Source organism: Pseudomonas sp., from assembly GCF_028293835.1.
Taxonomy (GTDB): domain Bacteria; phylum Pseudomonadota; class Gammaproteobacteria; order Pseudomonadales; family Pseudomonadaceae; genus Aquipseudomonas.
Genome location: NZ_JAQGNX010000127.1, coordinates 15,276 through 37,092 on the forward strand (window position 1 = coordinate 15,276; position 21,817 = coordinate 37,092).

Annotated in this window: 21 protein-coding genes; 14 read left to right on the plus strand and 7 right to left on the minus strand. The window is 56.3% G+C overall.

All coding sequences use genetic code 11. The features are described 5' to 3' along the window. The first annotated feature begins 70 nt into the window (after positions 1-70). From gnd to JWR17_RS17650, 4 genes are all read left to right on the plus strand, one after another. Positions 71-1,144: a phosphogluconate dehydrogenase (NAD(+)-dependent, decarboxylating) gene (gene gnd, locus JWR17_RS17635; RefSeq protein WP_299833231.1), complete on the plus strand. Its 1,074-nt coding sequence runs from the start codon at positions 71-73 to the stop codon at positions 1,142-1,144. Beyond that, positions 1,144-2,673 (plus strand): glucose-6-phosphate dehydrogenase, encoded by a 1,530-nt coding sequence (zwf, locus tag JWR17_RS17640; protein WP_299833232.1) that lies wholly within the window; start codon positions 1,144-1,146, stop codon positions 2,671-2,673. Before gnd ends, zwf begins: the two co-directional genes overlap by 1 nt. Next, on the plus strand, positions 2,670-3,497 hold the full coding sequence (locus JWR17_RS17645) for an HAD family hydrolase (RefSeq protein ID WP_299833233.1): 828 nt from the start codon (positions 2,670-2,672) through the stop codon (positions 3,495-3,497). Before zwf ends, JWR17_RS17645 begins: the two co-directional genes overlap by 4 nt. 97 nt (positions 3,498-3,594) lie before the next feature. Continuing rightward, positions 3,595-5,418 (plus strand): glycoside hydrolase family 15 protein, encoded by a 1,824-nt coding sequence (locus tag JWR17_RS17650; RefSeq protein ID WP_299833234.1) that lies wholly within the window; start codon positions 3,595-3,597, stop codon positions 5,416-5,418. A 24-nt stretch (positions 5,419-5,442) separates the two neighbouring features. On the opposite strand, the gene alkB is transcribed toward JWR17_RS17650, so the two are convergent. The 3 genes from alkB to JWR17_RS17665 all read right to left on the minus strand — a co-directional run bounded on the left by alkB (position 5,443) and on the right by JWR17_RS17665 (position 6,783). After that, entirely contained in the window at positions 5,443-6,123 is a 681-nt protein-coding gene (gene alkB, locus JWR17_RS17655) for a DNA oxidative demethylase AlkB (protein ID WP_299833235.1), read from the minus strand. 93 nt (positions 6,124-6,216) lie between these two features. Further along, positions 6,217-6,396, minus strand: coding sequence for a hypothetical protein (locus JWR17_RS17660; protein ID WP_299833236.1), 180 nt, complete (start codon positions 6,394-6,396; stop codon positions 6,217-6,219). A gap of 81 nt (positions 6,397-6,477) precedes the next feature. After that, the gene (locus JWR17_RS17665; RefSeq protein ID WP_299833237.1) at positions 6,478-6,783 is read right to left on the minus strand and encodes a DUF1883 domain-containing protein; all 306 of its coding nucleotides are present in this window, start codon (positions 6,781-6,783) and stop codon (positions 6,478-6,480) included. A gap of 164 nt (positions 6,784-6,947) precedes the next feature. Between JWR17_RS17665 and JWR17_RS17670 the strand changes: the two genes are divergently transcribed. Together JWR17_RS17670 and JWR17_RS17675 are read left to right on the plus strand one after the other, a co-directional pair. Beyond that, the gene (locus JWR17_RS17670; protein ID WP_299833240.1) at positions 6,948-7,301 is read left to right on the plus strand and encodes a hypothetical protein; all 354 of its coding nucleotides are present in this window, start codon (positions 6,948-6,950) and stop codon (positions 7,299-7,301) included. Positions 7,302-7,358: 57 nt separating this feature from the next. Continuing rightward, positions 7,359-7,589, plus strand: coding sequence for a hypothetical protein (locus tag JWR17_RS17675; RefSeq protein WP_299833241.1), 231 nt, complete (start codon positions 7,359-7,361; stop codon positions 7,587-7,589). Positions 7,590-7,675: 86 nt separating this feature from the next. Here the strand turns inward: JWR17_RS17675 and JWR17_RS17680 are convergent, their stop codons facing one another. Together JWR17_RS17680 and JWR17_RS17685 are read right to left on the minus strand one after the other, a co-directional pair. Next, the gene (locus tag JWR17_RS17680; RefSeq protein ID WP_299833242.1) at positions 7,676-7,957 is read right to left on the minus strand and encodes a hypothetical protein; all 282 of its coding nucleotides are present in this window, start codon (positions 7,955-7,957) and stop codon (positions 7,676-7,678) included. 116 nt (positions 7,958-8,073) lie between these two features. Next, positions 8,074-8,265 carry a hypothetical protein gene (locus JWR17_RS17685; RefSeq protein ID WP_299833243.1) on the minus strand — a complete coding sequence of 64 codons (192 nt, stop codon included), beginning with the start codon at positions 8,263-8,265 and terminating at the stop codon, positions 8,074-8,076. Positions 8,266-8,558: 293 nt separating this feature from the next. Between JWR17_RS17685 and galU the strand changes: the two genes are divergently transcribed. From galU to JWR17_RS17700, 3 genes are all read left to right on the plus strand, one after another. Then, entirely contained in the window at positions 8,559-9,398 is an 840-nt protein-coding gene (gene galU, locus JWR17_RS17690) for a UTP--glucose-1-phosphate uridylyltransferase GalU (RefSeq protein WP_299833390.1), read from the plus strand. A 118-nt stretch (positions 9,399-9,516) separates the two neighbouring features. Next, a complete protein-coding gene (gene gorA / locus JWR17_RS17695; protein ID WP_299833244.1) occupies positions 9,517-10,875 on the plus strand; it encodes a glutathione-disulfide reductase in 1,359 nt (452 codons plus the stop codon). A gap of 89 nt (positions 10,876-10,964) precedes the next feature. After that, complete coding sequence (locus tag JWR17_RS17700) at positions 10,965-14,213, plus strand: GAF domain-containing protein (protein ID WP_299833246.1); 3,249 nt, start codon at positions 10,965-10,967, stop codon at positions 14,211-14,213. Between the two features lie 159 nt (positions 14,214-14,372). On the opposite strand, the gene JWR17_RS17705 is transcribed toward JWR17_RS17700, so the two are convergent. Continuing rightward, entirely contained in the window at positions 14,373-15,380 is a 1,008-nt protein-coding gene (locus JWR17_RS17705; RefSeq protein WP_299833247.1) for a DNA-binding protein, read from the minus strand. A 161-nt stretch (positions 15,381-15,541) separates the two neighbouring features. Here JWR17_RS17705 and JWR17_RS17710 point away from each other — a divergent pair, with 161 nt between their 5' ends. The 5 genes from JWR17_RS17710 to JWR17_RS17730 all read left to right on the plus strand — a co-directional run bounded on the left by JWR17_RS17710 (position 15,542) and on the right by JWR17_RS17730 (position 21,242). After that, positions 15,542-16,516 carry a site-specific integrase gene (locus JWR17_RS17710; RefSeq protein ID WP_299833249.1) on the plus strand — a complete coding sequence of 325 codons (975 nt, stop codon included), beginning with the start codon at positions 15,542-15,544 and terminating at the stop codon, positions 16,514-16,516. 102 nt (positions 16,517-16,618) lie between these two features. Then, complete coding sequence (gene ahpC, locus JWR17_RS17715) at positions 16,619-17,182, plus strand: alkyl hydroperoxide reductase subunit C (protein ID WP_299833250.1); 564 nt, start codon at positions 16,619-16,621, stop codon at positions 17,180-17,182. A 137-nt stretch (positions 17,183-17,319) separates the two neighbouring features. After that, the gene (ahpF, locus tag JWR17_RS17720) at positions 17,320-18,882 is read left to right on the plus strand and encodes an alkyl hydroperoxide reductase subunit F (RefSeq protein WP_299833251.1); all 1,563 of its coding nucleotides are present in this window, start codon (positions 17,320-17,322) and stop codon (positions 18,880-18,882) included. Positions 18,883-19,114: 232 nt separating this feature from the next. Then, on the plus strand, positions 19,115-19,444 hold the full coding sequence (locus JWR17_RS17725; RefSeq protein ID WP_299833393.1) for a hypothetical protein: 330 nt from the start codon (positions 19,115-19,117) through the stop codon (positions 19,442-19,444). A gap of 136 nt (positions 19,445-19,580) precedes the next feature. After that, on the plus strand, positions 19,581-21,242 hold the full coding sequence (locus JWR17_RS17730) for a diguanylate cyclase (RefSeq protein WP_299833252.1): 1,662 nt from the start codon (positions 19,581-19,583) through the stop codon (positions 21,240-21,242). On the opposite strand, the gene JWR17_RS17735 is transcribed toward JWR17_RS17730, so the two are convergent. After that, entirely contained in the window at positions 21,200-21,781 is a 582-nt protein-coding gene (locus tag JWR17_RS17735; RefSeq protein ID WP_299833253.1) for a flavin reductase family protein, read from the minus strand. The genes JWR17_RS17730 and JWR17_RS17735 overlap by 43 nt on opposite strands. Positions 21,782-21,817 lie beyond the last annotated feature (36 nt).

Below are 21,817 nucleotides of genomic sequence, written 5' to 3' on the forward strand. Positions count from 1 at the left end.
AAATTGTCGCGAACGTTGCTTGATCGCGAAAACAGATTGAATCAGGCAGGCTCACCTATGCCCCCTGCCTATGGCAAACCTGGTCCGAACGCTCTGGACTACCCTTTTTGTACTGCTGGGCTATAAGGTGAGGCATCCCTTTCTTCGTATTCAGGAGCACACCCACATGCAACTCGGGATTATTGGTTTGGGCCGTATGGGCGGCAACATCGCGCGACGGTTGATGCTTGATGGCCATACCACGGTTGTGTATGACCGCGATGAGAGCTCCCGCGCCGCGCTCGCTAAAGAAGGCTCGACGGCCGTTGTGGACCTGGCGGCGTTGGTTGCCGGACTGGATAAACCCCGCGCAGTGTGGGTCATGCTTCCTGCGGGCGCGCCTACTGAAGACACGATCAATACCCTAAGCGAGTTGCTTGAGCCCGGCGACGTGATCATCGACGGCGGCAACAGCTTTTATAAAGACGATATTCGTCGCGCCCAGGCCCTGACGCAGCAGCAACTGCACTACGTTGATGTCGGCACATCGGGCGGCGTCTGGGGCCTGGAGCGCGGTTACTGCATGATGATCGGGGGTGATGCCGAGGTGGTTCAACGCCTTGATCCGCTGTTCAACACCCTGGCTCCCGGTTACGGATCGGTAGAGCGGACCAAAGACCGTAACGCGGCCGATGATCGTGCTGAACGTGGGTATATCCATGCCGGTCCCGCTGGGGCGGGGCATTTCGTGAAGATGATCCACAACGGCATTGAATACGGAATGATGCAGGCGTTCGCCGAGGGCTTCGACATCCTCAAGATGAAAAACTCGGAAAACTTGCCGCCAGAAGAGCGCTTTGATCTCAATGTCGCTGATATCGCTGAAGTCTGGCGCCGGGGCAGTGTGGTTTCTTCCTGGTTGCTTGACCTGACTGCCGACGCTTTGGCGATTGACCCGCAGCTCAGTGCCTACTCCGGCAAAGTGGCGGACAGCGGTGAAGGCCGCTGGACCATTGATGCCGCCATGGAGCAATCGGTGCCGGTGCCGGTGCTGTCCAGCGCACTTTTTGCACGGTTTCGCTCACGCCAGGACAGCACCTACGGCGACAAAATGCTGTCGGCCATGCGCTTTGGCTTCGGCGGTCACAAAGAGGGGCCAAAATAATGGGTCTGTCGCGCACGAAAACCAGGCAAGAACCGAAAGTTGCACCGCCGACCACGCTGTTTCTATTCGGTGCCCACGGTGATTTGGTCAAGCGGCTGCTGATGCCCGCGCTGTATAACCTGAGCCGTGATGGATTGATTGGCAACGGCATACACATCGTGGGCGTCGACCATAACGCCATTAGCGATGCCGATTTCGCTAAAAAGCTTGAGGACTTTATCCGCCAGGAAGCCGCCAGCAAGGTCGCCGAAGGTGGGGCAGAGCCGCTGGACCCGGAATTGTGGGACCAACTCGCCAGCCGTATCAGTTATGTCCAGGGTGATTTCCTCGACGACTCCACCTACCGCGACATCGGCGAAAAAATCAAAGCAACCGGCACTGGCAACGCGGTGTTTTACCTTGCCACTGCTCCACGCTTTTTCAGCGAAGTCGCCAAGCGTCTGGGTTCATCGGGCCTGTTGCTGGAAACCGATGACTACTTCCGTCGCGTGGTGATTGAAAAGCCGTTCGGTTCCGATTTGCCTAGCGCAGTGGCCCTCAATGCCTGCTTGCTCAAAGTCATGGCGGAAAAGCAGATTTACCGGATCGACCATTACCTGGGCAAAGAGACCGTACAGAATATTTTGGTCAGCCGTTTTTCCAACGGCCTGTTCGAATCGTTCTGGAATAATCATTACATCGATCACATTCAAATCACGGCAGCGGAAACCGTAGGCGTTGAGACCCGTGGCAGCTTTTACGAGCACACAGGTGCACTGCGTGACATGGTGCCCAACCACTTGTTCCAACTGCTGGCGATGGTTGCGATGGAGCCACCTGCGGCATTTGGCGCTGATGCGGTACGCGGTGAGAAAGCCAAGGTCATCGGTGCCATTCGCCCGTGGACCGAGGAAGAAGCCTTGGCCAACTCGGTGCGCGGCCAATACGCTGAAAGCACGATTGGCGACAAAAGTGTCGCCGGTTATCGGGAAGAGGCCAATGTGGCGCCGGACAGCACCACTGAAACCTTCGTCGCGCTGAAAGTGATGATCGACAACTGGCGTTGGGTGGGGGTGCCGTTCTATTTGCGCACGGGCAAGCGCATGAGCACTCGTGACACCGAAATTGCGATTTGCTTCAAACCCGCGCCTTATGCTCAGTTTCGCGACACGGAAGTGGATCAACTCAAGCCGAATTACTTGAAAATTCAGATTCAGCCTAACGAGGGCATGTGGTTTGACCTGCAGGCCAAGCGCCCAGGTCCGACCCTGGACATGGAAAACATTGAGCTGGGGTTCGCCTATAAGGACTTCTTCGAGATGCAACCGTCGACAGGTTACGAAACCCTGATTTACGACTGCCTGACCGGCGACCAGACCTTGTTTCAGCGGGCAGACAACATCGAAAATGGTTGGCGGGCCGTGCAACCGTTCCTGGATGCCTGGGCTAAACACGCCCAGGTCGAACAGTACAAGGCCGGTGAAGATGGCCCGACGGCTGCCGACGAACTTCTGCAACGTGACGGTCGCGAATGGCGCAGCATTAAATGAGCGATCCAGCGCAGCCCCTCATCCAGTTCTTGTTATCGGACATCGATGGCACATTGTTGCGTCCTGACCACAGCTTGAGTCAGGCCAACATTGACGCCATTGGTGAATTACGTGCCGCAGGTATTCGTTTCACTCTAGCCAGCAGTCGCCCGCCGAGGGCCATGCTTCAGCAGATCGAAGCCTTGGGCATCGATCTGCCGACGGTGGCGTTCAATGGTGGTCTGATTACCCATCCAGACGGTCGTGTGTTGTCTGCCCACCGGATTCCCCGGGCGGCGGCCGAGGACGCGCTGGCCATGTTCACCGGCAGGGACTGTTCGGTCTGGGTGTTTGCTGATGACCAGTGGCTTTTGCGCGATTTGAATGGAGCGTACGTCGACCATGAGCGCAAGACGCTGGGTTACGATCCGGTGCTGGTCGGCAGTTTCGATCCGTACCTGGATCGAATCGACAAAATCGTTGCAGCCAGCGCTGACCATCAATTGCTCAAGGATCTTGAAGCACAGCTCAATCCGCAGATTATCGGATTGGCGTTGGCGTCCCGGTCGCAGGTGTACTACCTGGACGTTAACGCGGTGGCGGCCAACAAAGGTAATGCCTTGACCGTCCTGGCTGAATTTCTTGGCGTCCCGCTCGCGCACACCGCTGCCATTGGTGACGGCAGCAACGATGTGGCAATGTTTCGTGTGGCCGGCTTGTCCATTGCCATGGGGCAGGGTGAGGAAAGTGTTCGCAGCCAGGCAGACCATGTCACTGGCAGCAATCTGGAAGACGGCGTAGCGACGGCGATCAAACGCTACATTTTGCCGGGCCGGCTAAGCTGACAACGGTCTGGCGGAGGCGACATTACATTACCCTGCGGGTCTCCTGGAGCGGGGGCCCGTTCGGAAATCGTTTACTGACATTTTCGGATAACTGCCCATGGCCGCACTGATTGAAGACTACGCATTGCTCGGCAACTGCAAGACTGCCGCGCTGGTCGCCAAGGACGGTTCACTGGATTGGCTGTGTTTCCCCCGATTTGACGCTCCCGCCTGCTTCGCAGCATTGTTGGGTGAAGCCGATAACGGCCGCTGGAAAATCAGCCCGACCGATCCCGTCATCACCACCGAAAGACGTTACCGTGACGGCACGTTGATCCTGGAAACGGTGTTCGAGACCGACACCGGTCGCGCCATGCTCATCGACTTCATGCCCACCGAGACGTCCAGTAGCGTGGTGAGGATCGTCGTCGGACTGGAGGGTCGCGTTGAGTTCGACATGGACTTGGCGATTCGATTCGATTACGGCAGCAGCGTGCCGTGGGTCGAGATGAAAGATGAACACACCCTGACTGCCGTCGCCGGGCCGGAGATGCTGATCCTGCATACGCCTGTCCATTTGCACGCCCTGGATCACCACACCGGCAGTCACTTTCTGGTCGAGACCGGCCAGCGCAAAGTCTTCGTCCTTAGCCATCAGGCGTCGAATCATCCGGTGCACTCCGGGATCGATGGCGAGTTGGCACTGAAAAAAACCGAACATTTCTGGCTGAAATTTTCTGATCGCTGTCCGGAAGTCGGGCAGTGGTCCGCTCAAGTCAAGCGTTCGCTCATTACCCTCAAGGCGCTGACCTATGAACCGACCGGGGGCATCGTTGCGGCGGTGACCACATCGTTGCCGGAGCAGCTGGGTGGCGAGCGTAACTGGGACTACCGGTTTTGCTGGCTACGTGATGCAACCATGACGCTGCTGGCCTTTATGAACCTTGGCTATTACGAAGAGGCCGAAGCCTGGCGTGGCTGGTTGCTACGGTCGGTGGCGGGCAACCCGGAACAAATCCAGATCATGTACGGCCTTGGCGGAGAGCGGCGGTTGCCAGAATACGAACTGCCTTGGCTCAGCGGTTATGAACATTCCAGGCCGGTGCGCATCGGCAATGCGGCGGCGACGCAAATGCAGTTAGATGTCTTCGGCGAAGTTGCCGATGCCATGGCTCAGGCTGCTAAAGGTGGGCTGCCAAGGCCGCCACGCAGTGCAGCGATCATCAAGGTGATCATGCCGTTTCTGGAGAAGGTCTGGCACTTGCCGGACAAAGGTATCTGGGAGATGCGTTCCGATCCGCAGCACTTTACCCACTCGAAGGTCATGGCCTGGGTCTCTTTTGACCGCAACGCGTACTTTGCCGAACAGTCAGCGAAAACCGACGAGGACCGGGCTCTGGCGATCCATTACCGGGCCATTGCCAACGAAATACATGCCGACGTCTGTCTCAATGGTTTCGATGCTCAGTTGGGCAGTTTTGTCCAGACCTATGGTTCCCAATCATTGGATGCGAGCCTGCTACAGATCGCGTTGACCGGCTTTTTGCCAGCCGACGATCTACGGGTAGTCGGCACGGTGCAAGCCATCGAGAACGCCCTGATGCAAGAGGGATTATTGCTGCGTTACGACGCAGACCGGACGGTGGATGGGGTCGCGGGTCACGAGGGTACGTTCCTCGTGTGTTCGTTCTGGCTGGCCGATGTTTATGTGCTGATGGGACGTTGGGCCGATGCTGAGGCACTATTTGAGCGCTTAAGCGGGTTGTGCAATGACGTCGGGCTGCTCGCTGAGCAATATGACCCGCGGGAGAAGCGCATGCTGGGTAACTTCCCGCAGGCGTTCAGCCACATTGGCATCATCAATACCGCATTGAATCTGCACCGATCTGCCTGTCCCGCCGTGGCGAGAGCCAGTGGTCATAGCGAGCCGTTAGCGAGCTGAATCCACTGTTGGGGCTATTTCGGGTTATTGGGCTTTACGAAACGTAACGTTAATTCGCTGTTCACCCAGCAACGGGTGTTCAGCGTGCTTGATCGGTAGCACGCCATGGTAGCGCAGGCGGTCTTCGCCACCCCAGACAACTACGTCACCATGAAACAACGCAACGCGTTGGGTTTTGTCGCTGCGCTCCATGCCCCCAAACAGGAAAATTGCGGGAATCCCCAGTGATACCGAGACCACCGGCCATTCATAGCCGTGCTCATTTTTATCTTGATGCAACGACATCTTTGCCCCAGGGACATACCGATTGATCAGGCAGGCGTCCGGGGTAAAGCCTGGAAAGCCGCTTTCGGCTGCTGCGGTTTGCGCCAGTTTCAGCAAGACGTCAGGCAGCGCCGGCCATGGCGCATCGGTTTCAGGATCAATTCGAGTGTAGCGATAGCCACTGCGGTCAGTGACCCAGCCCACGCGGCCACAGTTGCTCAGCGCCACCGACATGGTAAATCCGCCAGGCGTCATCATGTGCCTGAAAGGGGATTGTTCAAGCACCTGCTGCAAAGCAGGCAGCACTTGCTCGATCAGCGGTAGCGCAAAACCTCGTAGTACAAAAGCGCGTGGGCCGATTTGCTCGGTGCGCGGCGCTTGTACTGCCTCGTCGGCGAACATGTCCAGGGTGGTGGGTTCTGAACCCATGCGCCTAAGCATTCAGTGCCCTCCGTGAAGGGGGTTTTGTGCAGGTTGCCGACTTCACGGTGGTAAACACCCGGCACTTGTGGTCGAATCCCGGCCCGGAACGTTTTAGAGCGCCTTGCTGACTTTAACGTCAGTGATTTTATCGTCACTGCCGCTGTGCATTTTTTCAAGGGTCGCTGTAGCTTCTTCCGCTGAAGCCGATTGCAACTGGGCAAATTCAAAACGGCGTTCGCCATTGAGCTTGTAACTGATTGCGTATTTGGTGGTGGCGGTCGGGGTGCTCACAGGCGGCTCCTTTCAGATGCAGGGCTTCAGCTTCAGCTTTCGATACAAAAAAGTCAGGAAGTCAGGAAGTCAGAAAACGTATCAGCTCAGCCGCGTTGCCGAGCGACGAACGATTTTAATAGTGTGAGTGAACACGGCCTTGCGACCGCCACCCGCATCGGCTTTACGGCCGGTGGTATCGATTGTGATGTTCCAGAAGCCGGTGCTGGGTGCAGCGATTTTTGCCGGGAAGCGGTCAAACGCACCGCCGTGGTAGGTGTGGCGTCCGCCGTTCTTGAAGCTGCGAAAATTCGCATCGTTCATCAGCCGGATGTTGCAGAGCTGGGAACACTCAATAACGACCAGGTCGTCTTCGTTGAGGTGTTCGCGCTGGTGTACAAATTTCATGGTGTCTCCGAAAAGGCTTTTTCTGCAAAATCAAAACGATAGCATGGGCGCGACGCCATTTATTCGTCGCGAATGGATTTATTGCGTTTATACCCGATAAAAGTGCCTAAATAGGGATCTATTCGGTCACCAGCCTGTCGTAGGTTTTTTAATGGAGTGATTGTATGAAATTAGCTGTAGTTGTTTTGGCACTTGCGATGACCGGATGCGCGACCGTTGCCGACCTGGAGCATACACCGCCGACGTTAAGTGTGATTTCTGGAAAAAGCCCACAGGGCTATGCCGAATGCCTGACCAATAAACTTGCCGGTAGCCGCAAACCACCGCTGGTCGAGCCGCATCATGATGGCTTGCGCATGATTATCTCGCAGAATCTCAGTAAAGACCCTGCTGCGGTCGTGGTGATTGAAACCCGCACGAACAACGGCAGCTCCATCAAGCTGTATGAGCATTTATCCAACGTGCCAATCCGTCCTAAAGACATCCAGAACGCCGCTACTGCTTGCATTTCCGGCTGATGTTCGACTGGTTCCTGTACACATGGGGCAGGCACACATGCAGCAAATGGAGCGGTAATGAAGCGCGAACTGGTTAAGCAACGTCACGCCGAAGGTCATATTTCAGCCACGCACATCATCCAGAATCCAGCCGTTGCCGGCGAGTGGATCGTTTTTTTCAAGAAGAGTGCGGGCAGAAGTTTTTTTCTGGTGGATGACAGCGACGAGGTAGAGTCTTTCAGCCAGTTGGACGAAGTGGTGGTTATCGTCCGTGGGTTGGGCATCAAGTTTGCCGAGATACATCTTTGAAGGCAGCTACAAGCCAGGCGCTTCAAGTCAGAAGCAAGAAGCCGGCCGCGCGGTCGAGCTTGAAGCTTGAACTCGTAGCCTCCAGCTTACTTACACATCACCACAAGACTGCGGCTCTTGTAGTTGCCGACATCGACCCCGAGGGTCTTGTCGCTTTCATTGGGCTGTGGTGTGCCATTGGTAGCAACAATGTTGTAGCCCTTGCCTGGGCAGGAGGCATCTGCTTTTTGATAGCAGCTGTCCCATGACATCGCTTCGCCCGAGCAATCGATGCTGATGCCTTGTTGGCCATTTTTGAGGACGGTGCTGGAGGCAGTCGCACAGCCGGTGAGCCCTGATACCGCTATAACCAGTAAAAGTCTGTTCATGTATTCATGCTTCGCAATAAGGACTGATGAGGGCCGTGGTGTTTCAAGACTGAAAATTCGACTGGCTGATTGCGTAATAGTTGCGCTGTGGCGAACCCCTGCAGTCGGGCTCGGAATCAGGGCTTGGGGCCAGAGCGACGACGGGAGTGCGCCTTGGGTTGGTCCTGCAACACGGCGGCGACTTCAATGGCCGCTGCTTCTGAGGCGAACGGACCGGCAATGGCCTCTCCGCTGGCATCCGATACCCACCACTGTCCATCGTGCAGTTTATTGATCAAATACCCGTTTACGTTTTTAGCTTCCGACATCGATCTATCTCGTTAAATGATTCAAGCGGCCCATGATAGAGCGCATGGTCATCGCCTGCACATTATTCCCGCACAGACCGGGCGCTCAGCTAGACTTTCCTCAGCCATTACGCTTCATAACCGCTGGATCTCGGCGTGCGCAATGTCATCTTTGATGGAACTATCCTTACGCAAATCCCTCTACCAAGGCATAAGGACGGCCAGTAAGGGCATTGTAAGGTGCCCTTAGCCTGATTAGACTGCGCCGCAAACAGCCACAGCCTTTTTTATTAGGGAATTATATGAGCCAGAATGTGATCAAGAAATGCTTGTTCCCAGCAGCCGGTTACGGCACTCGCTTTTTGCCAGCGACCAAAGCCATGCCCAAAGAAATGCTGCCGGTGGTCAACAAGCCACTGATCCAGTACGGCGTAGAAGAAGCACTTGATGCTGGCTTGAAGGAAATCTCCATCGTTACCGGTCGCGGCAAGCGCGCACTGGAAGATCATTTCGATATCAGCTACGAGCTGGAGCATCAGATCAAGGGCACCGACAAAGAGAAATACCTGGTGGGTATTCGCCGTATTCTTGATGAGTGCAGCTTCTCTTACACTCGCCAAACCGAGATGAAAGGCCTTGGCCACGCAATTCTCAGCGGGCGTCCACTGATCGGTGACGAACCTTTCGCCGTGGTACTGGCAGATGACTTGTGCGTTAACCTCGAAGGCGACGGCGTTCTGACCCAGATGGTCAAGCTGTACAACAAATACCGTTGCTGCATCGTCGCCATCCAGGAAGTACCAGCTGACGAAACGCAAAAATATGGTGTTATCGCTGGCGAAGAAATTCACCCAGGCCTTTACCGTGTCAGCCACATGGTGGAAAAACCGAAGCCGGAAGATGCACCGTCCAACCTGGCGATCATCGGTCGTTACATCCTGACCCCGGATATCTTCAAGATGATTGAAGACACTCCGCCGGGCAGAGGCGGCGAAATCCAAATTACCGACGCTCTGATGAAAATGGCCGAAGAAGGCAACGTTCTGGCCTACAAATTCAAAGGTCAGCGTTTCGACTGCGGTGGTGCTGAAGGCTACATTGACGCCACCAACTTCTGCTTCGAGAACTTCTACAAGACGGGCAAAGCGTACTAAACAGCGCTTGTTTGATTGTAGGACAAAGCCACCTTCGGGTGGCTTTGTCGTATATGGCTTTCGACGCTGACCGAAGCCGCCGAAGCGGTTATGCTGTGCAACAGCTTAGGAGACCACAATGGCTTACGACTTCGACCTCTATGTAATTGGCGCCGGCTCTGGCGGTGTACGTGCTGCACGTTTTGCTGCCAGTTATGGTGGGCGAGTAGCGGTAGCAGAAAGCCGCTACCTGGGCGGCACCTGCGTTAACGTGGGCTGTGTGCCGAAAAAATTCCTGGTGTACGGAGCGCATTTTTCCGAAGACTTCCAGCAGGCCAAAAGCTACGGCTGGTCTAGCGGCGAGCCTGAGTTCGATTGGGCAACGTTGATCAGCAACAAAGACCGCGAAATTCACCGCCTTAATGAGGTGTATCGCGGCCTGCTGACTAACAGCGGCGTCACCCTGCACGAAGGGCATGCCAGATTGGTCGATCCACATCGGGTTGAAGTCAACGGTCAGACGTACAGCGCCGAGCGCATTCTGATTGCTACCGGCGGCTGGCCGCAGGTGCCGAAATTTCCTGGCAGCGACCTTGCAATTACCTCCCAGGACGCGTTTTTTCTTAATCAGCTGCCTAAGCGTATCGTGGTGGTGGGCGGCGGTTACATTGCTGTCGAGTTTGCCTCGATCTTCAACGGTTTGGGGGCCGAGGTAACCCAGCTCTATCGCGGCGAGCTATTCCTGCGTGGCTTTGACAATTCTGTTCGGGTCCATTTGAAAGAAGAGCTGATCAAGCATGGCATTGACCTACAGTTCAATGCTGACATCGAACGCATCGATAAAAATGACAACGGCAGCTTGCGCGTTACTCTGAAAAACGGCGGCGTGCTAACCACCGACTGTGTGTTTTATGCCACGGGCCGCCGACCAATGTTGGATAACCTCGGTCTCGAAAACGTTGATGTAAAATTGACCGAAGCCGGTTTCATCGAAGTGGATGAGCTGTTTCAAACCAGCGAGCCTTCGATTCTGGCACTTGGCGATATCATCGGCGGCGTGCAACTGACACCGGTAGCCCTGGCGGAAGGAACCGCGTTGGCCCGTCGCCTGTTCAAGCCGGAACAGTATCGCCCGGTGGACTACCGGCACATACCGACCGCAGTGTTCAGCCTGCCTAATATTGGCACCGTCGGTCTGACCGAAGAAGACGCTAAAAAAGCCGGCCATAAAGTGGTGGTCTTCGAAAGCCGCTTTCGTGCGATGAAACTGCTGCTGACCGAGGGCATGGAGCGCACACTGATGAAGTTGGTGGTCGACGCCGATACTGATCGGGTGCTGGGCTGCCACATGGTCGGGCCTGATGCCGGTGAGATTATTCAGGGTCTGGCAATCGCCTTGAAAGCAGGCGCAACCAAGCAGATTTTCGATGAAACAATCGGCGTGCACCCCACAGTCGCCGAAGAGTTTGTCACTATGCGTACACCGGTCGGCAGCTAAGCGCCGGGCGGGGCGGGGCTGTCAGCGCTACTCGGGCGTCCGGACGACGCTTGATGCACTTCAGGACTCTTTCAGGACACGGATCCATCTTGAATAACTATAACGTCTGGTCAGCGCCGCCTTGGCTCGAGCAGGACCGGCTTGCCGCTCTTGCGCGCCTGGAAATCCTCGATACTTCCCCGGAGCTGGCCTTCGAAGAGCTTGCCAATCTCGCGGCTCAGCTGTGCGATGTGCCCATGGCCCAGATCAATCTGATCGACGCTGATCGGCAATGGTCCATGGCGCAATTCGGTCTGTCGGAGCCCGATCAACCCCTTGAATTGTCCCTGTGTGCGCACGCTATTCACCAGCCTGGTGGAATGGTCATTGACGATTTGCGGACGGATCCGCGGTTTGCCAATCATCCGCAAGTTGCCGGTGGTGCCGGCTTGCGGTTCTACGCGGGTGCGTTATTGAACTCCGCCGACGGGCCTCTGGGCGCTATCTGCGTACTCGATGTGCGCCCGCGACATCTGTCTGAGCGCCAGGTTGCGGCGTTGGCAACCCTGGCACGTCAGGTGGTCAGCCAGCTGGAGCTGCGCCGAGCATTGTCTGCTCAGCGTGAAAGCGAGATTCGACACCTGCAACAACAGGCGCGCCAATCTTTTTTGCTGCAGCTCAGTGACCGCCTGCACGACGCGGTTCGCGCTGAAGATGTAGTGTTCAACCTTGGCGAGAGTCTGGGGGCGACCCTTGAAATTCAGCGCATTGGCCATGGTCGCTTCGATTCGAATGGGCTGTTGACCATCGAAAGCGAATGGCTGGCGGGGCCGGCACTCAGCAGTCGAGGCCAGCACCGAATCAATGAATACGGCGAAGGTTTGTTCGAACGCTTGAGTCAAGGTGAACTGGTCGCGGTTGAGGACGTCAACCTCGACCCGCGCACCGTTGGCGCTACTCAGCGCTATGCCCGGTACAACGCGCGCAGCATATTGATTGCTCCTCTTGGTGACGAGGACAGATTCAATGCATTGCTTTATATAAGCTCTGAGCAGCCACGGGTGTGGTCAGTTGAGGACATCGCTTTGGTACGCGAGGTGGTGGACCGTACTCGGGCCGCGGACGAGCGCGCCAAGGCTCGAAAAACGCTGATGGAGGCGGATCAGCAGATCAAACTGGTCAACTCGATGCTGGAAAGCCAGATCGCCGAGCGTGCGCGCGCCGAGCGTTTTCAAGCGGCGCTGTTGATCCTTGGTGATCAACTGCGGGAGAAGACCGGGTGTGCAGAAATCCGCCAGTCCGCCGGAAGAATTCTCGGCATGACCCTAGGTATCCAGCGTGTTGCGTTCGCTAAAGTCAACGTCGAGCTGGACAGCGTTGTTATCAAGCGCGATTGGGTCTTGGGCGCTACCCCCAGCATCGTAGGCACGTACAGCCTCGATAGCTTCGGCGCGTTGTTCGACAAGGTCCGCCCAGGAGAAGCGGTGGTGGTCAACGACACGCAACTCGATTTGCGCACCGCTTCGGGTCGTTGCGAATGCCAGACCCGGGGAATGCGCACGCTGATCAATGTTCCTTTGCTTGAGCGCGGGGTTATTAACACGTTGCTGGCGTTGCACGGCGTTCAGCCGAGGGTCTGGAGTGACGAAGAGCTGAGCTTCGTTCGCGACGTCGCCGAGCGCTGCTGGGTTGCAATGGAGCGGTCCCGGGCGGAACAGGCCCTGCGGGAAAGCGAACTGCAGTTCCGCACGCTCGCTGACAACATGAGCCAGTTGGCCTGGACGGCGGAACCCTCGGGCAAGATTTATTGGTACAACAAGCGTTGGTACGACTACACCGGCACGTCGCTGGAAGCGATGCAGGCGCTGGGTTGGCGCTCGGTTCATCATCCGGCGCATTTCGAGCGGGTAACCGCCCGGATCAAGCATTGTTTTGCCACGGGTTCGGTCTGGGAGGATACGTTTCCGCTGCGCAGTAAAGACGGCAGTTACAGTTGGTTTTTATCCCGCGCCTTGCCCATTCGCGATGGGTTGGGGCACGTCATCCATTGGTTGGGAACCCATACCGACATTACGGCGCAGGTGAACGCCGAAGAGGCGTTACGCGAGCTCAATGACAGCCTTGAGCGTCGTGTTGCGGAACGTACCCGGGAAATGGTCGCGATCAATGAGTTGCTGCAGGTCGAGATGTCCGAACGCGAGAGTGTTGAAGAGGCCTTGCGTCACGCACAGAAAATGGATGCCATCGGCCAACTCACCGGCGGCATTGCCCACGACTTCAATAATATGTTGACGGGTGTTTTGGGGGCGCTGGATTTAATTCAGCGCCGGGTCGCTGCAGGGCGTGTCGCCGAGGTCGACCGTTATATCAATGCGGCAATCACGTCGGCCAACCGCGCCGCTTCGTTAACCCATCGATTGCTGGCGTTTGCCCGGCGTCAATCGTTGAACCCGCAAGCTGTGGACGTCAACCGAATGGTGATGTCCATGGAAGAATTGCTTCGACGCACCCTCGGTGAACGTATTGAGTTGTGTATCGATCTCCAGCCTCGCTTGTGGCATGCCAACACCGATGAGCATCAACTGGAGAGTGCGCTGCTGAACCTTGTAATTAACGCGAGGGACGCCATGCCAGACGGCGGACGCCTTACGGTCAGCACTGCCGTGGTTCACATTGAGGCTCAACTGGACGCCATGGTCCCCGGCGAATATGTGCTGCTGAGTGTGGAGGACAATGGTTTCGGGATGTCTGCGGAAGTCATGAGGCGCGCTTTTGACCCGTTTTTCACCACTAAGCCGATCGGGCAGGGCACCGGGCTTGGGTTGTCCATGGTATATGGCTTCGTCAAGCAAACCGGCGGCCACGTGCAGATCGAAAGTGTTGTTCAGCAGGGCACGCGGATTCAGCTGTATTTGCCGTGTCATCTTGAGCAAGGCGAGCGGCATATCACCGAACCGGAAAACCCGAGCACTCCGCGTGCGTTGATTGGCGAGCAGGTATTAGTCGTCGAGGATGAAGTGGCTGTGCGTACGCTGGTCATCGATGTGTTGCGCGAACTGGGTTACTCGACCCTCGAGGCAGAAAACAGCGAGACCGCGCTGCCGGTCCTGCAAGGTGTGGAGCGCATCGATCTGCTGGTCAGTGATGTGGGGCTGCCGGGGCTTAACGGTCGTCAATTGGCGGAAATGGCTCGGCAATACCGGCCAAATCTACCGGTGCTATTCATGACCGGCTATGCAGGGAACCCTGAAGTGCGGGCTGAGTTTTTCGACCCTGGCATGGACATGTTGATCAAACCGTTTAGCGTCGACGACCTGGCCTTGAAGGTGCGAGAAATGATTGGCGACAAGAAAGTCTGAACATTTCTCGATTTTTGTGGGGCGCGGACTTGTTCGGGAGGTTGGCAGTGCGGTTTGTCTGATACGCCGAGGTGCTGCATTCGGGAACAAGTTCCCTCCCATGTGATCTGTGGGTTGGCCCAGGTCCAGCGCCACGCCGCGATTTCTATGGGAGCGAATTTATTCGGGAAGCGCTATAAGCTCTGGCGGCTGCGGCGGGGGTTTTAAAGCGGCCGCGTCCAGGGCCAGTTGGGTCTTGATCAGCTCAAGCTGTACCACCTGATGGGCCTGTTGCTGCTCAGTCAGCGTCTGCTTGAGTGCGCCGTTTTCGTTTTGTGCGGTACTCAAACGCTCTTGGAGTACGGTGCACTGCGTGTGAGCAAATTGGTATTTCTCGCCTAATTCGGCCGTTACTCGGGTGGAGTTCTTCAGTTGTTCCTGGTGCGTGCCAAGCTCGCGTAACGTACTGCGCGTTTCGCTCAACAAGCGTTCGTTGTCTCTATTCAGCTGGGTAAGCTCTTCCTGTCGCACGATGGCCGCCTGCTGAGCCTGGCGTAATTCCATCTGCACCTGTTGCAGTTGCCCTTCGTGACGGCGCTGCTCCTGTTCCCGTTGCTCCTTGGCTGCGTTGCGATAGTGCTCGAGCGCATCACGGGCGTGCAGGTGCTTTTCTTCCAGGGAACGGATCTGTCCATCTTTGTCCTGTAGCCGAATTTCCAGATCGAGATGCGCTTGCTGGAGGCGGGCGTTAGTCGTTTGTGTGGTTTGCAACGCGTGCCGGGCACTGTCCAGGGTGGCGTTTGTAGCTTCCAGTTCACTGTTGAGCGCCTTGTTTTGTTGCTGCAGCGCGCCGAAATGCAACTGGGTTCTGGCCAACTCCTCCGACAGGGTTTGCAATTGATCATCGAACACGGCCTGGGCGCGATCAATGCGCTCTTGCCCTTGGTCCTGTAGTCGCTGAGCAAGACGGCTGACCAACTCGGTCAGCTCATCGTCGATCTGGGCGGGCGGCGCCGCCCGCCGCGACTCCTGATCATCCAGCTCTTTCAGATAACGATGAATCGTGGTCTTGGAGCCGGTGTTACCCATCTCAATCCGCACGGCATCGATGCTCGGGTTTTCGCCGCGAGCCAGTAACGCCATGCGCGCCGTTTGAACCACTGCCTTGTTGACTCCGCCGCGTGCCATGCCGTACTCCTATGATTTCGTACTGTGGTACGTACACTGTAATTACATACGATTTAATTCGCAATTATCATCCGTGTCTTTTAAAAACACACACGGAATAATAAGGTATTATCCCGCGTCATCGACTAATTCGGCATTTGGACGTGGTTTTCAGTACAAATATGAACCCCTCCGGCAGCAACGAACTGGATCGTTACCTCAACGCCGCCACCCGCGACAACACGCGGCGCAGTTATCGGGCAGCCATTGAGCACTTCGAAGTGACGTGGGGCGGCTTTCTGCCTGCCACCAGCGACAGCGTGGCGCGCTATCTGGTGGCGTTTGCGGGGGTGCTCTCCATCAATACGCTAAAGCTGCGCTTGTCAGCGCTGGCGCAGTGGCATAACAGTCAGGGATTCCCTGACCCCACCAAGGCGCCGATGGTACGCAAGGTGTTCAAGGGCATTCGGGCGCTACACCCCGCGCAGGAAAAACAAGCCGAGCCGTTGCAGTTGCGGCAACTGGAGCAGGTGGTCGCAAGGCTTGATCTTGAGGCCGCACAGGCCGTTGCCGATAGCGATCGTCCGTCACTGCTGCGTTGCCGGCGCGACGCCGCGCTGATTTTGCTGGGATTCTGGCGTGGCTTTCGCAGCGATGAGCTGTGCCGACTGGACATCGAGCATGTGCGGGCGATGCCAGGCTCGGGGATCAGCCTGTACCTGCCGCGCAGCAAAAGTGATCGCGACAACCTCGGACGTACCTATCAAACGCCGGCCTTGAAGCGTTTGTGTCCGGTGCAGGCTTACATCGAATGGGTCAACTGTGCGGCGCTGGTGCGTGGGCCGGTATTTCGGGGAATTGATCGTTGGGGGAATCTGGCAGAGGAGGGCTTGCACGCCAACAGTGTCATTCCGTTGCTGCGCCAGGCTCTGGAACGCGCGGGTATTGCCGCCGAACACTACACCAGCCACTCATTGCGTCGCGGCTTCGCCACGTGGGCCCATCAGAGCGGCTGGGACTTGAAGTCACTGATGAGCTACGTCGGCTGGAAGGACGTCAAGTCGGCCCTGCGCTACATCGACGCCAGCCCGTTTGCCGATATCATCGCGCCCTCAGATGTGTCACAGATTTCTTCTATTAATAAGAACCCCTTATAGTGAAAAGTAATCGGCGGCATCAGGTTTGCCAATGAGCCTATATCGCCGGTTTTGCGTAAGATTCATTTCATCAACTTTTACCCACCATCAGGAGATTCACCGATGCCTATCATCAACAGCCAAGTCAAACCATTCAAAGCCACTGCGTTCGCTAACAACGAATTTGTTGAAGTGTCGGAAGCAAACCTGAAAGGCAAATGGTCTGTCGTATTCTTCTACCCAGCTGACTTCACCTTCGTTTGCCCTACCGAATTGGGCGACCTGGCTGATAACTACGCTGAGTTCAAGAAATTGGGCGTTGAAATCTACGGCGTGTCTACCGACACCCATTTCGCTCACAAAGCTTGGCACGACACGTCTGACGTGATCGGCAAAGTTACCTTCCCGTTGATCGGCGACCCGACCCACGTGATCTCTCGCAACTTTGACGTTCTGATCGAAGAAGCGGGTCTGGCTGACCGTGGCACGTTCGTTATCAACCCGGAAGGTCAGATCAAGATTGTTGAACTGAACGACGGCGGTGTTGGCCGTGACGCTTCTGAGCTGCTGCGCAAGGTTAAAGCCGCTCAATACGTTGCTGCTCACCCAGGCGAAGTTTGCCCAGCTAAATGGAAAGAAGGCGAAGCCACGTTGGCACCGTCTTTGGACCTGGTTGGCAAGATCTAAGTCGACATGCTTCGGCTGGGGGCCATGGGCTCTGCTTCAAGCACGTAATCAAGTAAGCCGCATCGCCCCCAAAAAACGCCCGGGCGACCATCGCTCGGGCGTTGTTTTTTCTACCGAATGAAAAAGGAAATCGCGCCATGTTGGACGCCAATCTGAACGCCCAGTTGAAATCGTACCTGGAGCGGGTTACCCGCCCGATCGAGATCGTTGCGTCCCTTGATGACGGCGCGAAATCTCAGGAAATGCTGGAACTGCTCAAAGAAGTTTCTAGCCTTTCTAACTTTATTACATTGAAAGACAACGGCAGCGATGCGCGTACGCCGTCGTTTTCGTTAGACAGCCCGGGACAAAATATCAGCCTGCGTTTCGCCGGCATCCCAATGGGCCACGAATTCACCTCGCTGGTACTGGCGTTGCTGCAGGTCGGCGGCTACCCCTCTAAAGCCAGTGCGGACGCTATTGAACAGGCGAAAGCGCTGAAGGGCGATTTCAAGTTCGAAACCTATTTCTCTCAGTCATGTCAGAACTGCCCGGACGTCGTTCAAGCGATCAACCTGATGGCAGTGCTTAACCCGAACATCAAACACGTCGCTATCGACGGTGCGCTGTTCCAGGCGGAAGTGACTGATCGTCAGATCATGTCGGTGCCAAGCATCTACCTCAACGGTGAGCTGTTCGGTCAGGGTCGCATGGGTCTGGAAGAAATTCTGGCCAAAATCGACACCAGTGCCGGTGATCGGCAGGCAGAAAAACTGAACGCAAAAGAAGCCTTCGATGTTCTGGTCATCGGTGGCGGCCCGGCAGGTTCGGCGGCAGCGATTTACGCGGCCCGTAAAGGTATTCGTACCGGTGTTGCTGCAGAACGTTTTGGCGGTCAGGTGCTGGACACCATGGCCATCGAAAACTTCATCTCTGTTCAGCACACCGAAGGTCCTCAGTTGGCCGTGGCGCTTGAAGAACACGTCAAGCAATACGAAGTCGACATCATGAATCTGCAGCGTGCAGACAAATTGATTCCAGGCAAAGCGGGGGAGCTGCACGAAGTGAAATTCGCCAGCGGCGCTTCGTTGAAGGCCCGCACCGTGATCCTCGCGACCGGCGCAAGATGGCGCGAAATGAACGTGCCAGGTGAGCAGCAATATCGGAACAAGGGCGTGGCGTACTGCCCGCATTGCGATGGTCCATTGTTCAAGGGCAAGCGTGTTGCGGTCATTGGTGGCGGTAACTCCGGGGTTGAAGCTGCAATCGACCTGGCCGGTATCGTCAGCCACGTCACCTTGCTGGAGTTCGATGTGCAGCTGCGTGCGGACGCAGTATTGCAGCGTAAGTTGTTGAGCCTGCCGAACGTGACAGTGATCACCAACGCACACACCACCGAAGCCACAGGTGATGGGCAGAAAGTCAATGGTCTGCGTTACAGGAATCGCTTGAACGACGAAGAAATTGCTATTGAACTGGAAGGAATTTTCGTTCAAATCGGTTTGCTGCCTAATACCGATTTCCTGAAGGGCACGATCGAACTGTCACCCCGCGGCGAAATCGTTGTGGATTCCCGTGGCGAGACGTCGATTCCAGGCATCTTCGCAGCTGGCGACGTGACCACCGTGCCGTTCAAGCAGATCATTATTGCCTTGGGCGAAGGTGCCAAAGCGTCGCTGAGCGCCTTTGATCACTTGATTCGCACTTCAGCGCCAGAGTAAACAAACGTTGCTGTGCAACACCTGAGCGTCAGGAAAATCCGGAATCTGAAAAGACTCCGGATTTTTTTTGTGTAAGAGGGCCACACAGATTCTGGGGGCAACCTGTTGGCGAAGCGCTTTCGCACCGTGGCGCAGCCGTCGGTAAATCCCACAAATAAGGTCCATTGCTGGCCCTTTGACCTTGATCTTGTTGTCAGAATCGTCGGCTATTCAGGCGCTTGGGATAAGCCGCATGCGGATTTTGGTGTCGATACTCGCAACGTTTTTCTTGGTTAGTGTTGCGCTTTGCGCTCAGGCAAAGGAGTTGAGCAAGAGCGACCGGTTTGTGTGCGGTTGGGGAGCGGGAATAGCGGGAGGCGCTCAGGCATCAAAACTCTCGGGAGTTAGTCTTTACGGTGCCCGCAGAAAGTTACAGTACCGCAGGTTCCAACAAAGCTGGATGCGCATGATGGCAATGGGGATCACCGAGCAGACGTACAACAGTGCATCACGGCTCAAGCCTGACGGCGTTGCCCAGACGTATAACGAAGAATGCTTGAAGCATGAATTGGCGCAGCGGTAAAAAGGCAGTCGCGTCTGTGTATCACGCGGTCCGGTAGTTGCATGTCGAGTGCCATCCGCCGGGATGTTGACGCGTGTAAAACGGCATTGCCTGAATCACGCTTGATCCGGCAACTCGCTGACTAGGTGATCTGGACGTGATACTCGACCGTTTGTTTTCGATACCTGCGCCGGCATTGCTGCTGTTGGCCTCAGGAATCGCACTGGTCGTCACCCTGCGACTGGTGCCCCGACGCGAGGGGCCGGGGCGCCGCGACCTGATCGGTTTTTTATGGGCAACGGTCTGGTGGAGCGCCTGCTCTATGACCGAAAACCTGTCGCTGCCAGCGACGTATCGTCTGGTATTCGGCAATCTCGCCTGGTTCAGTGTCACCTTGGCGCCGTTACTCGCGTGTTTCCTGTTGTGGGCCAATACGTTTGGCAATCGCCGTTCCGTGTCAGCAAGGCTACGCGCAGCCGCCGTTACTGTTAGCGTGGGCGTCTGCCTCGTCGCGTTCATTAATCCCGCTCACGCGATGTACCAACAGGTGATCCCCTCAGCCGACAACAACGGTCCGTTGCGTTACGTTCACGGGCCGTTCTTTTATCTGATCGTCAGCCTGATTTACCTCATCGTCCTGCTGACCATGGCGATCACGGCGTGGGCACAGCGCAAGCTGTCAGCGCGCCGACGGCGCATCCATGTGGGTGTGATCCTTGCGATCAGCGCGCCACTGATTGCCAGCGCCTTTTACGCCAGTGGCCTGTTATTGGTCTTCGCTTACGACCCAACCCCTTTTACTTTCCTGCTCACTGCGCCGGTGTTGGCGTGGCTGTTGGCCTATAACGACCTGTGCGATCCGTTGCCCATCGCGCGTCGGGCGTTACTCGACGTGCTAAGCGACTCGGTTATCATTCTGGATAACGACGGGCGTATCGTTGACTTGAATCCGTCCGCTTACAACTTGGCGCAAATGCCGGCGCGACCCCTAGGCACCGTGCTTTCGCAGCTTTCGTATTGGCAGCAGACAGTAAATCTGTCCGTTGCCCAACCGCATCATCCCGTGTCGGTTCGTTTGCCCCTGGACCCGCCGCAATATTTTGAGCTGACGACGACGGTACTCGAAGATTCGGGGATCGTTGCCGGACATTTGCTCCTGGTGCGGGACATGACCTTGCGCCAGGAAACGGAAAACCACCTGCAAGCAACGTTGGACGCGCTGAATGTGCAACTGGCCGATAACCTGTTGTTGCAGGCCGATCTGCACGCTCAGGCACGGCGCGACCCGCTGACCGGCTTGTACAACCGGCGGCAACTGGATGAAGCGTTGCCCTCGACGCTGAGCAACGCGATCCAATCCAGGCGTCCCGTGTCCGTTGCGATGATCGATCTGGATCATTTCAAATCGATCAACGATAACCACGGTCACATGTTTGGCGACAGCGTGCTGAAAGCCTTCGCCACCCATCTGGCCCAGATTTCTCGCAAGAATGATGTGTTGTACCGCATGGGCGGCGAGGAGTTTCTCGCCGTCCTGCCCGACACTTCGCCCAATGAGGCCGCCGAGGTGGTCGGTCGTTGGCTGGAAAGTTGCCGGGCAGGATTGATGGTCGAGGGCAAGATGCTGTTTATCACTTTCTCTGCGGGAATCAATGCGGTGCCGACGCTTGAGTCGGACCCCGGCATGCTGGTTGCCCACGCCGACAGTGCGACTTATTTAGCCAAGCGTCGCGGTCGCAACCAAGTGATTTGCTACCAACTCAATGGTCCAGATACTCAATTTGAGCCGGAAACAACAAGTGGATCGCCGATGGCGTAGAAGTGGCCTCCGGCCAAGTAATGCAGACTTCTCCAGCGCGGTTCTGCGGTTTCGAACTTCCAGTGCCCATTTTCAAAGATTCGGGTATCAGCCCACGCGCCGATCACTTCTCCGATGAACAGGTCATACGTCGTTTGGTTGTGCGGTTCCGGAATGATTTTGCAGATCAGCCAACCCGAGCATCCCTCAACCAGCGGCGTGTCGAAACCATCGATTTTGAACAGCTTGGCGCCGCTTCGCTCGACCTTGTCTGGCGTGTCGCCCAAGCTTGAGTTTCCTAGGGCGTAGGTGAGTTCGAGCTGGCCGGCATTGGGGATCTGCAGGGCGAAATAACCGCTCTTCTCTACGAGTTGTCGTGTCTGCGCGGTTTTATCAATCACCACCGTCACCTTGGGTGGAGAAAAATCCAGGGCGCATGCCCAAGCGGCAGCCATGACATTGTCGGCGCCCGCATAGCTGGACGACACCAGAACCGTCGGACCATGGTTCAACAGGCGGTAAGCCTTGTGCAACTCAACACTGCGAATGTTCTCGTCCATTGTCCTTACCCTTTATTCAGTCGGCAAGAATAATAC

Excerpts from the sequence above, each read along its gene's own strand:
- gnd (WP_299833231.1), top strand. The coding sequence starts at position 71 with ATGGCAAACCTGGTCCGAACGCTCTGGACTACCCTTTTTGTACTGCTG.
- zwf (WP_299833232.1), top strand. The coding sequence starts at position 1,144 with ATGGGTCTGTCGCGCACGAAAACCAGGCAAGAACCGAAAGTTGCACCG.
- JWR17_RS17645 (WP_299833233.1), top strand. The coding sequence starts at position 2,670 with ATGAGCGATCCAGCGCAGCCCCTCATCCAGTTCTTGTTATCGGACATC.
- JWR17_RS17650 (WP_299833234.1), top strand. The coding sequence starts at position 3,595 with ATGGCCGCACTGATTGAAGACTACGCATTGCTCGGCAACTGCAAGACT.
- alkB (WP_299833235.1), bottom strand. The coding sequence starts at position 6,123 with ATGCTTAGGCGCATGGGTTCAGAACCCACCACCCTGGACATGTTCGCC.
- JWR17_RS17665 (WP_299833237.1), bottom strand. The coding sequence starts at position 6,783 with ATGAAATTTGTACACCAGCGCGAACACCTCAACGAAGACGACCTGGTC.
- JWR17_RS17670 (WP_299833240.1), top strand. The coding sequence starts at position 6,948 with ATGAAATTAGCTGTAGTTGTTTTGGCACTTGCGATGACCGGATGCGCG.
- JWR17_RS17675 (WP_299833241.1), top strand. The coding sequence starts at position 7,359 with ATGAAGCGCGAACTGGTTAAGCAACGTCACGCCGAAGGTCATATTTCA.
- JWR17_RS17680 (WP_299833242.1), bottom strand. The coding sequence starts at position 7,957 with ATGAACAGACTTTTACTGGTTATAGCGGTATCAGGGCTCACCGGCTGT.
- JWR17_RS17685 (WP_299833243.1), bottom strand. The coding sequence starts at position 8,265 with ATGTCGGAAGCTAAAAACGTAAACGGGTATTTGATCAATAAACTGCAC.
- gorA (WP_299833244.1), top strand. The coding sequence starts at position 9,517 with ATGGCTTACGACTTCGACCTCTATGTAATTGGCGCCGGCTCTGGCGGT.
- JWR17_RS17705 (WP_299833247.1), bottom strand. The coding sequence starts at position 15,380 with ATGGCACGCGGCGGAGTCAACAAGGCAGTGGTTCAAACGGCGCGCATG.
- JWR17_RS17710 (WP_299833249.1), top strand. The coding sequence starts at position 15,542 with ATGAACCCCTCCGGCAGCAACGAACTGGATCGTTACCTCAACGCCGCC.
- ahpC (WP_299833250.1), top strand. The coding sequence starts at position 16,619 with ATGCCTATCATCAACAGCCAAGTCAAACCATTCAAAGCCACTGCGTTC.
- ahpF (WP_299833251.1), top strand. The coding sequence starts at position 17,320 with ATGTTGGACGCCAATCTGAACGCCCAGTTGAAATCGTACCTGGAGCGG.
- JWR17_RS17725 (WP_299833393.1), top strand. The coding sequence starts at position 19,115 with ATGCGGATTTTGGTGTCGATACTCGCAACGTTTTTCTTGGTTAGTGTT.
- JWR17_RS17735 (WP_299833253.1), bottom strand. The coding sequence starts at position 21,781 with ATGGACGAGAACATTCGCAGTGTTGAGTTGCACAAGGCTTACCGCCTG.